A 16,680-nucleotide genomic window follows, 5' to 3' on the forward strand; every position below is an offset into this window, starting at 1 on the left:
AAAAACTTAGATATTCTTCACATTAATACTGTTGTTCTGAAAGGCAATAACCTCTATTCTGAAGCCCTAGCCTTAAAATCGGGAGATTATTATGCATATAAAACACCACGGAGCGGTGAAAGGCGTAACAGGTTCTTGCCACCAGCTATTTATAGATGACTCAAATTCTCTACTCATTGATTGTGGCCTCTTTCAGGGGGAAGACAGTAAACAAGACTTAGCAATTGAGTTTGATATATCAACAGTAAAAGCGCTGATTATCACACATTGCCATATAGACCATGTTGGCCGCATACCCCACTTACTTGCCGCAGGGTTTAAAGGCCCTATTTTGACCTCGGTTGCCACCGCTAAGCTATTACCTATGGTGATCGAAGATGCCTTAAAAGTGGGTGTAACACGGGATGAAGCAATGATCCGCACCTGCTTAAAGTTACTTAAACAGCAGATTATCTCTCTCGATTTCAATAAATGGTACCCTACCTCAAAGGGTCTAGAGACTAACTCAGAAACAATTAAAAAACACTTATATAAAATACGTCTTCAACGTGCAGGGCACATTTTAGGCTCTGCCTATGTCGAAATTGAGCTTGGTCAAAGACCAAATACGCATAGAGTGGTATTTTCAGGAGATCTAGGTGCACCTTACACGCCATTATTACCAACTCCCAAACCTCCCTACCGCGCTGATACATTGGTTATTGAGTCAACCTACGGTGATAAAAACCACCAAGGTCGTAAAGAGCGAGTAGCCGTTCTTAAAAAGGTCATTGAGCGTGCCGTAAATGATAATGGCGTGGTACTCATACCGGCTTTTAGTATTGGCCGAACTCAAGAGCTACTCTATGAGTTTGAACAGCTTATTCACTCTGCAAGCAAGCGCTCTATGTGGCATAAACTGCAAATTATTGTAGATTCGCCAATGGCAGCCAATTTCACAAATGAATATTTACACTTTAAAGAGCTGTGGGATAACGAAGCAAAAAAACGGGTAAAACAAGGCCGTCACCCGCTCGACTTTAAGCAACTACACACTATTGATAGCCACCAAGAGCACCTAGCCCTCATTAACTTTTTAGCCTCAAAACAGCAACCTGCAATAATCATTGCAGCCAGCGGTATGTGCCATGGCGGTAGAATTGTTAATTACCTAGAGCGGTTTTTGCCAGACAAAACAACCGATGTCATTTTTGTTGGCTACCAAGGGCAAGAAACCTTAGGCCGAGAAATTCAAACATACGGCCCTCGCGGGGGGTATGTATTTATCGATAATCAAAAAATAATGATTAATGCACAAATTCATACCATTAGCGGCTACAGTGCCCACGCAGATCAACAAGGATTAATTAGATTTGTTACCGGTATTCGCAAAAAACCAAGTTTAATCAAAATTGTCCACGGTGATGGGCAGGCCAAAATGGAGCTTCGTAATAAGTTATCCCTATTATTAAATGATGTTACTATCAAAATAGCCAAATAATCATTATTTATCGGAACCTTGTTAGCTCTGCTGAGATGAAATTTCTTTTTATTAAACTTAAAGCACGTCTATTAACTCTGAAATTGTTCTCAACCACGAATTTTTAGGTGCTTTAGTTAAATACAAAATATCACCGCTTTGGAGTTTAAATTGCCCAGAAAGTAACTCTGTGTCCATCTTTTGTAGTGCTAATTGATAGATAACCAATCTATTATCGACCTGCTTTCTGAGAACAAATAAAGCACTTGCATCATCAAGGCCTACTTCAGGACTTATTATCTTTAAAGCATTTGCGATACTTGAAGTCTCTTTTTTTAGTTTTAGTACATTATTTTTTGTGAAATCACTTACAAAGTAAATCTCGGTATCAGGTTTCTTCGACACGTACAAAATATCATTACTCTTTAAAACTGGGTTTTCTTTTAAAGAACCTATTGCTGATAAATGTGATAAATCAATTACCTTTACTGAAGAATTACGAATTAACCTCACTTCTAACTCATTAATTGGTAAACTTAAACCTGCCTCAAATAACGCATCAGTTAACGTTTTCGAAATATCAGTAATACTGTATGAGCCAGCTTTATCAACCGCACCTGATACATATATTTTTTGACTACGAAACTCAGTTACTTTTAAATGAACTTGAGGAGATTCGACAATTCGTTTTAGACGATTCTCCAAGGCAATTTTAACATTAGCTAATGTCTTATTTTGTGCTGGGATATTAGGAGCGTATGGAAATGAGATGGTGCCATCCTCCTGCACCTGTACTTCTTTTACACTTGACAAAAGCGAACTTTCATTAGCCTTGCCTAATTCAGGAAGGTGCCACACACGAATAGATAAAACATCTCCAATTCCTAATGTATATGTAGCACCTGTATGCTGCTTCGAGCTTTTCTTAACTTCATTAAGTTCAAAATTAGCTTGTTCCTGGATCAAGTTTTGATTAATTAAAACAACCTTACCTACAGTTAAACTCTCTGTTAGTAATTCACAACAGTTAACTTTTGAATCTGGTTGATTTGATAAACTCTGGCATGCGCCTAAGCACATAAAAAACACACATAAAATGGCTAACTTTAATCTATAAAACATGCTAATAACTACTTTTAAATTATCAAAGACTAAGCTCAGTCAGTACTGAAAAGATCGCGAGTATATACCTTATGATTAACATCTGCTAATTCATCTGTTACCCGATTAGAAATAATAATATCTGCACGAAGTTTTAGGTCATCAATAGTTTGCACAACTTCAGAGTTAAAAAAGTGACTCTGTTTTAGAGTCGGCTCATAAACAAGAACTTCTACACCTTTTGCCTTTATCCGCTTCATAATCCCCTGAATAGCAGATGCTCTAAAATTATCTGAGCCCGTTTTCATAACAAGCCTATAAATACCAACTACTTGAGGGTTACGCTTTAAGATAGATTCAGCTATAAAATCTTTTCTTGTTGCATTGGCATCCACGATTGCGCGAATCATATTATTAGGTACATTTTTATAGTTTGCTAATAGTTGTTTAGTGTCCTTAGGCAAGCAATAACCGCCATAACCAAACGAAGGATTATTGTAGTGAGATCCAATCCTAGGATCTAACCCTACACCTTGTATTATTTGTTTTGCATCAAGGCCGTTTATTTCAGCATAGCTATCTAGCTCGTTAAAATAAGCTACCCTCATAGCTAAATAAGTATTAGAAAATAGCTTTATTGCTTCAGCCTCTGTCGAGTTCGTAAATAAAGTATCGATATTCTCTTTCTCTGCGCCTTGTGCCAACAAATTCGCAAACAGCCTAGCACGCTCACTTTCTTCGCCAACAATGATACGTGAAGGGTGTAAATTGTCGTAAAGTGCTTTACCTTCACGTAGGAACTCAGGTGAAAAAATAATATTTTCAGTTTTGAAGCGGGCTTTTAAAGTTTTAGTAAAGCCAACAGGTACTGTTGACTTAATAATCACAATTAAACTGGGATTTATAGATAAAGCGTCACTAACCACTTGCTCTACAGAAGAGGTATTGAAGAAATTAGTTTCAGGATCGTAGTCTGTTGGTGTTGCGATAACAACAAAATCAGCATTGTTGTAAGCTTCTGTTTTATCGGTAGTTAGTTTCAATTTCAATTTTTTATGGAGTAAGTAATCCTCCATATATTCATCACAGACAGGCAAACGCTTTTGCCTTAGCAACTCTATTTTTTTTTCGTCTATATCTAAAGCAATCACATCATTATGCTGCGACAATAAAATTGCGTTTGATAATCCAACATAGCCAGTCCCAACAACAGTAATGTTCATAGCAATCCTAAATCATGATTTTAACTTCTAACGATAATAATCTAATAAAGTTTTTACAAATTTGTTAAGGTCATCAAAATCTAGCTCATTAATACCTGCAGCAGCTGCACGGCCTCCCCCCGTTTCAAATTGACCACAAATATCAACGGCACCTTTTTTGTTATTTAATGGAGCTCTAACACTTACGGTATAACTACCTTTGTTCTTATAGGTAAGAACGGCATGGGCTTTATTAGGAGCTTGGTTTGCAAGGTCGTTACCTAATATTACACCTTTAAAAAAATTTGAGCTTATTTAGTTTCTTTTTTTAATTCATTTAACTCAACCTCAACAATTGCTAATCGTTGAGCAATCCGGTCTAGTTTGACTTGATTCTTCGCGCGTTCAATATCAGCTATGAGTGCCTTCAACATTAATAATAAACACGCTAAAATCACAGGGAGTATGGGTGAGTAAGAAATTCCAAACCAACCAGCTAATATATCAGACGTTTTGGGGAAAACACCTAAAACTAAAATAGCAATTGCTAATACGAGCCAACGAAACGCAGCTCCCATCAGGATAGAATCACGACGTATTAATAAAACAACAAAAATAAAAAAAAGCACTGCTGTAATTGCAGTGAAGTAATGATAAAGTTCCATTTATGTTTAGTTTACCTTTTCATGTATTAAGTGTGCTCTCTTTGCAATTTTGCTTAGGCAAAGCATCGTTGTATAGCCCATGTAATAAGTCACTGCCCACCAAGAGTAAAAAATTCGTGATATACCTGATTGCCTTCTTTGCATTTCAACCCGAGCTTCAGCCTTAGATATATTGAAAGTTTTAAGTAACAATAAAACCCCTACATCCTGAAACTCTAACAATGTAGCTTCCTCTTTACTTAAAACTTCAATTGCTTTTCTATCATACAAACGAAAGCCTGATGTTAGGTCTTGAACCTTTACACCAGATAAAGCTCTAAAAATGCTCCATGCAACCCTACGAGAGATTGAGCCTCTAGATAGGCATGAGCCAATAACTAGGTTTGTATTTAGGTTATTCTGGCAATCTATAAGAGCTTGAATTTGGCTGGCTAAATGCTGCTTATCTGCATCAAAAGTGACAAGGTGAGAATAACCATATTTTTTTGCATAACGAACTCCTGCCTGAGTCGCTTTCCAAGCACCAACGTTATAGGGTAGGGTCATTACTTTTACACTTAACCGCTTTGCAAGGGAAGCTGTTAGATCGGTACTTGCATCATCAACTATTAGAATATCGTTATAACCATGCATTTTCAGGTCTAAGACAACATCTTGAATAGTTGCCTCTTCATTATGTGCAGGAATAACTATTAACATCCGAGTTCTTTACTTATTTATTAGATATGAATACATAGTCTAAACGATATATCCTGCTATGTGTAGTGCTAGCGTTCAATACACTGCTTGTATAAATTTAAAGTTTTAGTTGCTACAACCTCTAAATTAAAACTATTTTCAAAACGAGTTCTAGCTTGTTTTCCTAGTGTTAAAAGTAAGTGCTTATCATCTAAAACGCTATTGAGTTGTTGATAAATAGCACTTGCACTATTGTTTTCAACGACAAACCCAGTTTCCTTGTGCTGCACAACCCAAGACATACCACTGCCAACAACATTACTCACTAGCGCAGGTTTGCTAAACATAGCAGCCTCGAGTAATACAACTCCGAATGCCTCCGTTTTTTCGATCGATGGCAAGCAAACAAGGTCAGTTTTCGATAATTCATGAACCAACTCCTGTTCGCTTACATGACCCAGAAACTCTACCTTATTACAAAGGCCTAAGGAGTGAACTTTACTCTCAAGTTCTTCTCGAAGCTCCCCCCCACCTATTATTTTTAACTTAATTTTTGTACTATTTGGTAGCATTGATAGAGCGTCTAGCATCAAAGCATGCCCCTTGTAGTATGTCAGCCTACCAACCATAAGGAGGTTAAATTCTTCGCTTTGTGTTTTTGACTTCTTATGATTTACCTTATCTTTAATTCCCAAAGGAATAACGTTACATTTATCTTTAAAAGTTCGTAGTGCAACACTATGCTCTAAATATGGAGGCGATGTAACAATTATTTCTTTTGCTTTTTGTAGTAGAGCCTTTTCAAAAACGCGGTAGAAGGGGTACAACAGTTTAATTTTAAGATCAGGGGCAGCACCGAGTACATCTGAATGCCAATGAATTACCCACGGAATCTTTCTTGCAGACTTAGAAAACAAACATGTAAATGCTGAAAGATTTGGCATATGAATATGGATTAAGTCAGGTTTAAAGTCAGCTATCGCTTGATTAAGTTCTTTCAAAAAATCGGGCGCGATAGGTGCATAAGCCACTACTTTTTTTATTGCAACCTTGCGTATCTCAACACCATTAATTTTTTCATAACAAGTTGCTTTCCCTCTTTCACTTTGATGCGCTAGCACTAAAGAGTTCACCTCAGCTTGATATGAAGCACACTCGACAATATCTTGGTTTACTTTTTCTATTCCACCAAAAAAAGGGAAATAATATTTACCTATGTGTAGAACTTTCAAATATAGAGCCCCAAAGAATTTTTAACATAGTGTATATGAGTTAAATAATCACATAAACAGGATTCTCCTAACACTAAGAAGTCCGGATATGGTACACTCGGGCTTAGGTGGGGTTCTGAATAAAAAACAGTATGAAGCATATTCTTTTTGTTACCATGCAATATGGGGAAGGCTATAATCAAGGTACAGAAAAGTATATCAAAAACCTCTGCGATGAGCTTTCAAAAAGTGACTATAAAATCAGCATACTGTCGACTGACCCTAAAAATATCCAAGGCAAGATTAGTAATAAGCTTAAAGATAAAGGCTGGACTCAAGTAACGTCTGATATTGACCCTCACCTCACAAGCTATATTGGTAAGAACAATATAGATTTGATTCACCTTGTTCACCCTGGTCATATTGGTTTAGGGGTGGTTGAGTACGCAAAAAAAATAAATATTCCTATTGTTATTACTGTTACAGACTACTGGTGGGTATGCCCCAAAAACACTCTAATTACACCATCGGGGTCTTTTTGTGAGGGCAATAAGGACGTGCAAACATGTATAAAATGTATTGCCTCTTCCAGTGGAAATGAAACTTTCAATAAGCTATCGACACTTCCTTTAGTAAATAAGCTACTCAGCTTAGCACTAAGCATTAAGCTACAACGTAACGGCCAATACAAATATTGGAAAAATAGACCAAAAATAACTCAAAGTACACTAAGCGCGGCTGATGCAGTAATTACATTATCAGACACGTCATTACGATTATTTAGAGATAAGCTAAAATTAAAAAATTTAGCCTATATCCCTACTGGGTTAAACCCAATGTGGCTTGAAAAAAAGCAAGTAAGCGCTGTAAAAAAAGGTGTTAGAAAGGTAGGTTTTTTAGGTGCTATAGAAAGACATAAAGGGCTTCATATTTTACTTAAGGCAATCAGTAAACTTCACGGCATTGAACTTTATATAGCAGGCCCTTACTCTGACAAAGTCTATAAAAAAGAACTCGATAGTTATATAAAGAAAGAGAACCTCTTCGTAACTTGGCTCGGTAAGTTAACAGAATCACAAGCAATAAAGTTTATTGATAGCATAAACTTGCTCACTGTACCTAGTATTTCACCTGAAAATCAACCACAAGTGATTTTAGAAGCTTTATCTAGAAACACTCCTGTTGTATGCTCTGACGTTTCCGGTGCGGCGGAACTAGTGCATAGAAAATATACTTACTCGATGCATAATTCATTCGAGCTTGCCGATCTTCTTATTAAGACTCTAGAAAGTAATGAACCATATGAAAAAGTTTGTCAACTCTTCTCAACTCATGATCAAGCTGAAAAAGTAATTCATATTTATAACAAGGTGTTACAAAAATAATATGTTTTTAGTATCAAAACATTATAGAGATATAATTTTCCAAAAAGCAAAAGTGCAACTTAAATCAGAAGCATCAAAAACTTATCTGAGCTTTTTGTGGTGGGTAATTGAGCCAACAATTTTTATGGGCATATACTATTTAGTATTTGGCATTATCCTTCAGCGTGGTACTGAAGATTTTATTCCGTTTTTATTAATTGGCTTAATTACATGGCGCTGGTTTTCTAATTCAATCTCGAGCTGCAGTAACTCGATTAATGGCAGCATGTCGTTAATTAACCAAATTAACTTTCCAAAAGTGATTCTACCAAGCATTACCCTTGTTGTGGTTGCGTTTAAGTTTTTTATTATATTTGCTTTATTACTTTGCTTTTTATGGTGGTATGGCTTCCCTATTACTCAAGCATATGTGTATTTACCTTTAGTGCTATTTGTACAGCACTGTATAAACACTGCATGTGCAAACCTTATTGCACTGTTAGTCCCCTTTATTCCTGACGTAAAAGAAATTATTAGGCCCGTGCTACGCATCGCTTTTTATCTTTCGGGTGTTATTTACGCAGTGGATCGTTTACCAACTGAATATCAAGTTTATTTTGACTACAACCCAATGTCACAAATCATAAAAGCCTATCGCGATATTCTGATGTATGCGACCGCGCCAAATTTAGTTGAGCTAGCCAAGTATTTAGCCTTTGCTATGCTCGCAGTTGTAGCATCTCATTTAATGTTGAGAAAATTTGATCCTATTTTTGCAAGAGTATTAATACAACGATGAGCCAACCAGTTATTACATTAGAAAATATAGGTGTTACTTATAAAAGTGGTATACCTATTTTTAAGCAACGTTCAGTTCATCAAGCACTGAAAGATATTTCATTTGAGCTGTGCCATGGTGACTCACTTGGCGTAATTGGTAGAAATGGAGTTGGAAAAAGCACCCTGTTAAAACTGCTAAATGGCACAATCCAACCCGATCAGGGAACAATAATTAACCATGGTTTTACGACCACCCTGCTCACCTTAAGTTTAGGTTTTGATGGCAATGTAACAGGTAGAGACAACGCCATCCTTAGCGGTATGCTAATGGGACTGTCAAAAAACGAAGTTAAAAGTAAACTCGATGAAATTATTGAGTTTTCAGAGCTTGGGAAGTTTATTGACGAACCGGTAAAAAATTACTCAACGGGTATGAAACAAAGGCTCGGGTTTGCCATTGCTATTCATGTAAAAACCGATGTATTACTTATAGACGAAACGCTCTCTGTTGGCGATGCCCGCTTTAAGAAAAAGTCAAAAAAAGTAATGGAAGACAAACTGCTTTCGGGCGACACCATTGTGTTGGTAAGCCATAGCCCTGGTACCATCAAAAAGCTATGCAACAAAGCAGTTTGGATAGAAGAAGGCGTAGTGCAAATGACAGGTACTCCAGCCGAAGTGCTAAAAGAATATGAAGCAGTAAATGGTTAGCACAATACAATGAGAATCCTCATTTATGAACCTTTAGCAGATATGGTTAAAGCGCCCTTTTTTAGTAGTTTAGGTACGCAATTAGCAAGCGAAGGACACGATGTTATTATCGCTTGCGAGCAAAAAGTAATTTACACACTACAAGGACGCTTAACTGAAAAAGGTGTAATAAACTGCACTTCAACAATCTGCGCCCACATAGCAAGTAATAAGAGCATACGTTACACCTGCTTTATGCCCAACAATAAAGCACTATACAAAAATGTATCTCAGCACACATTAGCCGATAAGCTCAATACCATAGCACGCTATAGAAACTCCTTTTATAGCCAATTGCTCAATGAGTTCAACCCAGACCTAATATACATTTGGAATGGTCAAGCCGAACACCAGCAAGACTTTGTAATTCTAGCTAAAAATTTAGGCTTTAAGTTTAACTACCTTGAGTTGGGTTGGTTTCCGCAAAAAAATCACTACTACATTGATCCTATAGGAGTCAACGCAAACAGCTCAATTGCAAATCTAAAACCTTACACTCTAAAAAAAGCGGAAAAAGACAAGTTAGAGCAATGGGTAGCTGAGTACACAAAACCATATTCAAATATAGACACAAAGAAAAAGCAGATACTTGTACCTCTTCAAGTTGATACAGATACAAATATCACTAATCACTCCCCATTTTCAAACATGCGAGAGTTTATCGAATATCTTGAACTCGCTATTCCAGATACCTATACAGTTATTATTCGTCCTCACCCTCTAGCACAATATGCGTATTCAATTAAATCTCAAAAACCAAACTTTTTCTTCAATACGAAAGTTGAGCTTTATGAATTGATAGCTCAATCTGAATATATTATCGGTATTAACAGTACAGTTTTACTAGAAGGTATATGTTTTGGAAAAAAAGTGTGCGCTCTTGGAGAAGGAATTATTCCAAAACGAAGCTTGGATAACTTTCTAACTAAAAATGAAAATGATGATCTTAGTTATCTACTGTACAATTTGATATTTAAGTATCAAAAAGAAATTATCTTGAACTTCAAAAAAAAGAATCCGGTCAATGTCTCTCGCGACATAAGACTAAAAAAACTTAATCAAATTAAAGTTCATATTTATAAAAACCTTTATAAACTTACCAACTACTTAAGATCAGTTTTATAGAGAAAACTATTAAACTCTTGATTATTTTTGAAAAAACACCAAACTCATGAATTGCTTCTGGGCTTAAATGAAAGCGGTCCCAAAATATGGGCGTTTTATTTCTTTGTTCATCCAACCAAAGTCCGCACCTCCCACCCGAACAAAAAAAGCTTTGTGTATCTATAAAGTCAACCCCTTCAGACAGAGCTAGGTGTACAAATACACAAATAAAATTAAGAAAAACAATACAGGCACTAAAGGAGGAAATAAGCGCCTCATACGACGCATAAAAAGTCGGCTAATGAAAACTTTCCAGCTTTTGATTCACGTAAGATTATTCGAGTTATCAAATAACCAGACACAACAAAGAATACATCAACTCCAATAAAGCCTCCTGAGAAAGCTTGGTAGCCTGCGTGATAAAATACAACGGCAAATATTGCAACAGCTCTTAACCCGTCGATCTCTGGAGAGTACTTAAAATTCATAGCAATAATACGAAAGTTAACAGCAGAAATTACCCTAGAATACGCTCAACAAAAAAAGCCTCTGCCTTGCCAAAGCCATGCGTTGCGCCTCTTAATGTTGCTAGCGCTTCAACGCATTCATAACTTCTGCTATGTGGAAACGCTCTCATTTCTTCGCTATATTGCTGTAAAGCTTTATATTTGAGGTCCCAATAATTTGTAATATTTACAATATATTGAGGCCTAAATGAAGAAAGCGAAGGCGAATTCCACTCTGTACTTGATAGCACTTCAAAAGATAAAATTTTATTAACCGAAGACCAAGCTTGCGGGCGACATGCGGTCATTACAGCTTTGTGGGTTATTTGGTGGTCTACATTAAGATCATTTAAAAAATGTGTATATACAATTGATGGCGACACCTTCGCAATAACGTTTTCAATTGCTTGAGCCACGCTTAATAAGGGAATAGAGTCCATTTGGTTATCAGGAAAGTCATACTGTGTAAAATGCTTAACACCTAAGACTTCTAAGGCCGATTGCGCAGCACTTTTTCTCGTTATAGCTTGTGTTTGACTTAACTTTTGCGTATCTCTTGATGACACACCATTAGTCATAAAAACAACATGAACCTCGTCACCATTAGCAATATGCTTTGCAATAGTCCCTGCACACCCTAACGCTTCATCGTCAGAGTGTGCAGCTACTACTAATACACTTTCACTAGTCACTAAGCAGCTCCCAATTAACAGGTGTACCTCTTTCAATAAACTTGGTTGCTTTTTTACCTATTACATCATCAAAATGTTTAGGTGCTAAGCCATAACCAGGTCGAATACGACGAACATGCGCTTCTGTAAGAAGCTCACCTTCATTGATATCTTTTACAATATAAAGTGAACGCCTGAAACGAGCATTTTGTTCCTCAACAGGCTTTCTTTCATAGCCCGCGTTACCGATAGCAGCATGTGCAGCTTCGGTATCTTCAACAAGGCGTTTCAACTCATCAGGTTCTATTGAAAAAGAAGAATCAGGTCCTTTGTCGTTCCTATCCAAAATAAAATGCTTTTCTATTAAACATGCACCAAGCGCTATGGAAGCTACTGAAACAACCGTCCCCAATGTGTGATCTGACAATCCAGAAATAACGTCAAACTTATTAGCTAAATCAGGAATTGTCGCTAGATTTGCTTGTTCATATGGCGCCGGATAAGCACTAATGCAATGAAGTACTACCAAGTCATCACAACCGTTTTCTCGTGCAGTTTTGATAGCTTCCTCAATTTCAGCTAGATTAGCCATTCCTGTTGACATAATCATTGGTTTACCTGTTTCTGCCACCCTTTTGATTAAAGGCAAATCCGTTAACTCAAAGGAAGCAATTTTATATGCCGGTGCATCAAGGTCTTCTAATAATTCAACGGCACTCTCATCAAAAGGAGTAGAAAATACAGTAATTCCGACTTCTTTAGCTTTTTCAAACAACTGCTTGTGCCATTCAAATGGAGTATGAGCTTCTTGATACAATTGATACAAATTATGACCGTCCCACAAACCACCTTTAATTTGAAAGTCTTCTTTATCACAATCAATAGTCATCGTATCGGGTGTATAAGTTTGTAATTTTATTGCATCTGCGCCACACTTTGCCGCTTCTTCTATTGTTTTGAAAGCATTTTCAATGCTACCGTTGTGGTTAGCAGATAGTTCAGCGATGATATAAGGCTTAAATTCTGGACCAATTTTCTTACCATCAATTTCTATATATTTTTTATTAATCATATTTTCTCTATTTTGTTCGAGGTTTAATTATTACACGCGCGGCAACAGCATCATCTTCAAGTTTCAGTTCAGCAGAATCCAACTCCAGTGTGTAGTCGCCGTATTCAAGAAACGCCTTAGGGTAGCCTTCTGCATCCAACATTCGAATAAAATCGTATATTTTTTCTAGTTCTAAATTTTCACTCAATCGGCTTTCTGCTGGTGTTCTTCTTTTAAACTCTACAACTTCTCCCACTTGTTCTTGCGGAATAGGTTCAAAAGAAACAATATTTTTTATCATCTCAAATGTTAGTTCCGAACAGCGCTTTAAAATTTCTTGTGCACTGCCTTCCAAAGACAAATCACTTTTCATATATACAGGTCCTGCATCTAATAAACGTTCCATCTTTAAAGCCGTTAATTTAGTTGAGTGATGCCCCCTAATTATCAAGTTTTGAAGTGGACTACCACCTCTTCCATATGGAACATCAGCCATATGAAAACAAACACATTCGAAATTCTCAACAATACTACTAGGTACAATCCAACTCCAATGTGGGAAAAATATGTACTTTGGATTGATTTCAGCGATTCTTTCGTAAGTCAGATCTTCTTTAGAATCTATTAAAAACCAATTCCCAGACATCTCTCTTTTGAGCTTACTAAAATTTCGCACATTCCAAGATTTTACGGTAGCTATAATAAAGTTATGCATAATATAGCCTCAGCTCAATACACGGGATATCATTAATATTTTTACGCTTAACTTCTTTAAACCCACAGCTCAAAAATAGCTTATATGAGGCTAAATTACTTTCAAATACAACCGCAACCACAGTATTAACCTTCTTGCTGTTGAAACCTGAGTTAAGTTCCGATACAGCACAATTCAGTAATTTTTTTCCGTACCCCAACCCTTTCACGTTCGGTGCTACATGAATATCTATTTCACACTCTCCTGGTGAAACCTCATCAAATCTAACTTGCCCTACAGGTTTGTCGGCAATTGTACCAATAAAAAGGTGTGTAGAGGGCGATGCTAACTTTCTTTTCAGCCAACCTAAGTGATCACTATATACAATCGATTCAACATTGAAAGAATTTGCTCTGACTTCACGATCATTCGCCCAGGAAAAAAGCAACTTAGCGTCTTCAAGTTGCGCCATTCTTAATTTAATTTCTTGCATACTTATCCTTAATAATCTCTGCTAACACTTTACTTGCACCTAGACCGTCACATATAGCCTTCATATTTTGCACATGTGTTCTATAGGAACTAGCTGATGCCATTAACATACCAATAAAACCATCTATTTTTTTTATCGATACATCATGAATGTTGCCAGCCAAAACTGTAAGGTTACGAATTTCTAAATTTTTTAGAATATCTAGTTGATTATCTGCAATTGCAATTGAGGCAAAAGGCAAGCCAATTGCACATCGCTCCCAAGTTGTACTTCCCGGTGCGCCTATGCAAAAGTCGCTTTCTCTCATTATTTCTGCCATATTGTTCACATCGACAAGTAGACGAGAGTCAGGGTGATTATTCAGTTCTGATTTAACCGTTTTAATATGGGGGTTGCTACTACTTGTTACACAAGTTATTCTCAGCTGTTCATAATACGAGCTAAACTTTAAAGCCTTCAACACGTTAGTTGTAACGTTATCTTTATCTGCACCGCCAAGAGAAATTAAAACATTAATTAAACTCTCGTTGTTACATTTATATTCAGTCTCAATATTTGAACAAAACTCTTTGCGCAATAAAGCAAATCTACTCCCAATCATTAAAGAAGTATTTGATGGAACCAGATCAAGGTAGTCTAATTCTGATTTACCAAATGTTTGATCTAAAAGCCAATCACATTCATGGTGTCGATCACTAAGATCATCAATAACTAGAATAGGTGCCACTTTTCTGATACGCCTTTCCCATGGAGCGCCTAACGCATAGTGATCCACAACAACAAATAAAGGTGGCTTAGCTTGAGTATCTGCAAACTCAACTAGCTTTTGATAAGTATATTCTGCATCTTCTAACTCGCTTCCTTTCAACCAGATAGAATGAGGGTAAGATTTATCAGGCTCCCCCTTGAGTTCAGGTAAAGTAACCAAAACCCCTTTCAATGCTTTCAGTTTACGTTCAATAAAGTCAGGGCAAGACCTTGTAAACAGTACAGGAAATATATCTTCCTCCAATGCCCACTCGGCTAACGCTAGACATCTCATCGCATGTCCTAACCCTATTTCAGAAGAAGCGTCACAGCGAATTGCAAACCAATTGCTCACCTTAATTCCTCAGCGCTGCGCTTAATAGTTCTGCTAACTCCCAATCCTCCGGCGTATCAATATCTTGAACACGCTTTCTTGGTAGAATAACAGGACGACTATGGGTTGAAAAAAATGGCATCTCCTTTTCTATAGCCTCTACTTTACACCAATAAAACTGCCCGGCATCATGAAATGCCTCAGGTAAATCTTGCGACCGTGTGTTTAAATGCTCAGGTTGAAACATCTCTACCTGAGACTGTTGATTTAGATAAAATGCGCGCTGAATAGGAAATGGAAAACTTGTCGCACTAAATGCATACATAACATCTTTGTTAGTTAGATAGTTACGCCCTTTTTGTAAATCTTCAACTTGAATAAAAGGTGCTGTTGCATAAATACAGCAAATATTATCGAATTGCCAATTGGCATTTTTACACCAAGAAATGGCATGTTGAAGAACATCCATCGTTGTCGCATGATCGTCAGAAATATTGTCAGGCCTTAAAAACGGTACTTCAGCACCGTACTGACGTGCAACATCAGCTATTTCTTGGTCATCCGTTGAAACTATGATTCGCTCGAAGCAGCCAGATGCTTTGGCAGCTTCAATTGAATACGCGATCATTGGTTTCCCATAAAATTCTTTTATATTTTTTCTCGGTATACGCTTGCTGCCGCCTCGCGCAGGTATAATTGCGATGCTTTTCATGATAAAACCTGCTTTAGCGTATTTACGACCTCATCGTGCTGCTGGTCTGTCATACCATGGAACATTGGAATTGAGATTGCTTCTTGATAGTAGCGTTCAGATTCAGGGAAATCCCCCTCTTTGAATCCCATATTTTTATAATAAGGCTGCGTATGTACAGGAATATAATGTAGATTAACGCCAATACCGTGCTCTCTAAGCTCGTCAAATACTTGCTTATGTGATTTGTTGATATCAGCTAAATTCAACCTAATTACAAATAAATGTAAACCCGAGTAAGTGTCTGGTAACTGATACGGTAAAGTAATTGGTAAACCTGCAAGTTTTTCATAGTAACGATTTGCCAAGCGATGACGCGCTTCTACAAATTCGTTTAAGCGCGTCATTTGGCTTACGCCTAATGCCGCTTGTAACTCGGTCATGCGGTAATTAAAACCCAAATCGATTTGTTGGTAATACCAACCACCGTGTGGTTCTTCAATCATTAGCTCACTGTCTCTTGTGATGCCATGACTGCGTAACAGCGACATTTTTTGCGCTAACTCTGCATTGTTCGTTAATGCTGCGCCGCCTTCTGCGGTTGTTACTATTTTAACGGGATGAAAACTAAACACCGTGATATCGGAGTAACGGCAATTACCAATAGGCTCGCCATGATATTTGCCACCAATTGCATGTGAGGCATCTTCAATAACCGCAAAACCATATTCTTTGGCTAATGCATTAATTGCTTTCATGTCACATGGTTGACCACATAAATGCACAACGATTAATACCTTTGGCAAACAATCACGCACTTTTGCATCCGCTAATTTCTCAGCAAGCTTAACCGGGCACAAATTATACGTTTGAGGGTCAATATCAACAAAGTCGACTTTTGCACCACAATACAAACCACAATTAGCCGAAGCAACAAAAGTGACGGGTGTTGTCCACATCCAATCATCATTGCCTAAACCTAACGCTAAACAAGCAATATGTAAGGCCGAGGTTGCACTGTTTACCGCCAGCGCAAACTCTGCCCCCGTATGTTGAGTAAGTGAATTTTCAAAGGCAGGGACACATGGCCCTTGAGTTAAAAAGTCTGATTGTAAAACGTCAACAACGGCGTTTATATCTGCTTGTGTTATATCTTGTTTGCCATAAGGTATCATAATT

The 16,680-nt window shown here is 37.3% G+C and carries 18 protein-coding genes and 1 pseudogene; 5 read left to right on the forward strand and 14 right to left on the reverse strand.

Translation table 11 applies throughout. The features are described 5' to 3' along the window. Positions 1-91: 91 nt before the first annotated feature. Complete coding sequence (locus HUS62_RS14285) at positions 92-1,480, forward strand: MBL fold metallo-hydrolase RNA specificity domain-containing protein (protein WP_175080042.1); 1,389 nt, start codon at positions 92-94, stop codon at positions 1,478-1,480. Positions 1,481-1,537: 57 nt separating this feature from the next. Here the strand turns inward: HUS62_RS14285 and HUS62_RS14290 are convergent, their stop codons facing one another. The 6 genes and pseudogenes from HUS62_RS14290 to HUS62_RS14310 form a co-directional block, all read right to left on the reverse strand. Beyond that, positions 1,538-2,581, reverse strand: coding sequence for a polysaccharide biosynthesis/export family protein (locus tag HUS62_RS14290; RefSeq protein ID WP_175080043.1), 1,044 nt, complete (start codon positions 2,579-2,581; stop codon positions 1,538-1,540). 35 nt (positions 2,582-2,616) lie between these two features. Beyond that, complete coding sequence (locus tag HUS62_RS14295) at positions 2,617-3,783, reverse strand: nucleotide sugar dehydrogenase (RefSeq protein WP_175080044.1); 1,167 nt, start codon at positions 3,781-3,783, stop codon at positions 2,617-2,619. Positions 3,784-3,810: 27 nt separating this feature from the next. Then, positions 3,811-4,050, reverse strand: a pseudogene (locus HUS62_RS23145) (DHH family phosphoesterase); the annotation flags it as partial. 23 nt (positions 4,051-4,073) lie between these two features. After that, on the reverse strand, positions 4,074-4,427 hold the full coding sequence (locus tag HUS62_RS14300) for a DUF2304 domain-containing protein (protein WP_175080045.1): 354 nt from the start codon (positions 4,425-4,427) through the stop codon (positions 4,074-4,076). Between the two features lie 6 nt (positions 4,428-4,433). Further along, a complete protein-coding gene (locus HUS62_RS14305) occupies positions 4,434-5,126 on the reverse strand; it encodes a glycosyltransferase family 2 protein (RefSeq protein WP_175080046.1) in 693 nt (230 codons plus the stop codon). Between the two features lie 68 nt (positions 5,127-5,194). Next, the gene (locus HUS62_RS14310; protein ID WP_175080047.1) at positions 5,195-6,337 is read right to left on the reverse strand and encodes a glycosyltransferase; all 1,143 of its coding nucleotides are present in this window, start codon (positions 6,335-6,337) and stop codon (positions 5,195-5,197) included. A gap of 131 nt (positions 6,338-6,468) precedes the next feature. On the opposite strand from HUS62_RS14310, the gene HUS62_RS14315 reads away from it, so the two are divergent. Genes HUS62_RS14315 through HUS62_RS14330 form a run of 4 tightly spaced genes read left to right on the forward strand, consistent with a single transcriptional unit; the run spans position 6,469 to position 10,335 of the window. Further along, entirely contained in the window at positions 6,469-7,701 is a 1,233-nt protein-coding gene (locus HUS62_RS14315) for a glycosyltransferase (RefSeq protein WP_175080048.1), read from the forward strand. A gap of 52 nt (positions 7,702-7,753) precedes the next feature. After that, positions 7,754-8,479 (forward strand): ABC transporter permease, encoded by a 726-nt coding sequence (locus HUS62_RS14320; protein WP_175080049.1) that lies wholly within the window; start codon positions 7,754-7,756, stop codon positions 8,477-8,479. Then, positions 8,476-9,171: an ABC transporter ATP-binding protein gene (locus tag HUS62_RS14325; protein ID WP_175080050.1), complete on the forward strand. Its 696-nt coding sequence runs from the start codon at positions 8,476-8,478 to the stop codon at positions 9,169-9,171. The genes HUS62_RS14320 and HUS62_RS14325 overlap by 4 nt, the downstream gene beginning before the upstream one ends. 9 nt (positions 9,172-9,180) lie before the next feature. After that, positions 9,181-10,335 (forward strand): hypothetical protein, encoded by a 1,155-nt coding sequence (locus HUS62_RS14330; protein ID WP_175080051.1) that lies wholly within the window; start codon positions 9,181-9,183, stop codon positions 10,333-10,335. 254 nt (positions 10,336-10,589) lie between these two features. Here HUS62_RS14330 and HUS62_RS14335 read toward each other — a convergent pair whose 3' ends face one another. Genes HUS62_RS14335 through pseC form a run of 8 tightly spaced genes read right to left on the reverse strand, consistent with a single transcriptional unit; the run spans position 10,590 to position 16,676 of the window. Further along, positions 10,590-10,802 (reverse strand): acyltransferase, encoded by a 213-nt coding sequence (locus HUS62_RS14335; protein ID WP_220095036.1) that lies wholly within the window; start codon positions 10,800-10,802, stop codon positions 10,590-10,592. Positions 10,803-10,831: 29 nt separating this feature from the next. Next, positions 10,832-11,512, reverse strand: a complete 681-nt coding sequence (locus tag HUS62_RS14340) for a PIG-L deacetylase family protein (RefSeq protein WP_175080052.1) — start codon at positions 11,510-11,512, stop codon at positions 10,832-10,834. After that, positions 11,505-12,560: a pseudaminic acid synthase gene (pseI, locus tag HUS62_RS14345; RefSeq protein WP_404936074.1), complete on the reverse strand. Its 1,056-nt coding sequence runs from the start codon at positions 12,558-12,560 to the stop codon at positions 11,505-11,507. The genes HUS62_RS14340 and pseI overlap by 8 nt, the downstream gene beginning before the upstream one ends. 10 nt (positions 12,561-12,570) lie before the next feature. Further along, positions 12,571-13,257: a methionyl-tRNA formyltransferase gene (locus tag HUS62_RS14350; RefSeq protein WP_175080054.1), complete on the reverse strand. Its 687-nt coding sequence runs from the start codon at positions 13,255-13,257 to the stop codon at positions 12,571-12,573. Then, a complete protein-coding gene (locus tag HUS62_RS14355; protein ID WP_175080055.1) occupies positions 13,250-13,729 on the reverse strand; it encodes a GNAT family N-acetyltransferase in 480 nt (159 codons plus the stop codon). Before HUS62_RS14355 ends, HUS62_RS14350 begins: the two co-directional genes overlap by 8 nt. Then, positions 13,716-14,831 carry a UDP-2,4-diacetamido-2,4,6-trideoxy-beta-L-altropyranose hydrolase gene (gene pseG / locus HUS62_RS14360; RefSeq protein ID WP_175080056.1) on the reverse strand — a complete coding sequence of 372 codons (1,116 nt, stop codon included), beginning with the start codon at positions 14,829-14,831 and terminating at the stop codon, positions 13,716-13,718. The genes HUS62_RS14355 and pseG overlap by 14 nt, the downstream gene beginning before the upstream one ends. A gap of 1 nt (position 14,832) precedes the next feature. Next, positions 14,833-15,522, reverse strand: coding sequence for a pseudaminic acid cytidylyltransferase (pseF, locus tag HUS62_RS14365; protein WP_175080057.1), 690 nt, complete (start codon positions 15,520-15,522; stop codon positions 14,833-14,835). Further along, a complete protein-coding gene (gene pseC, locus HUS62_RS14370; protein WP_175080058.1) occupies positions 15,519-16,676 on the reverse strand; it encodes a UDP-4-amino-4,6-dideoxy-N-acetyl-beta-L-altrosamine transaminase in 1,158 nt (385 codons plus the stop codon). Before pseC ends, pseF begins: the two co-directional genes overlap by 4 nt. Positions 16,677-16,680 lie beyond the last annotated feature (4 nt).

Source organism: Pseudoalteromonas sp. 0303 (assembly GCF_013349995.1).
GTDB lineage: Bacteria > Pseudomonadota > Gammaproteobacteria > Enterobacterales > Alteromonadaceae > Pseudoalteromonas.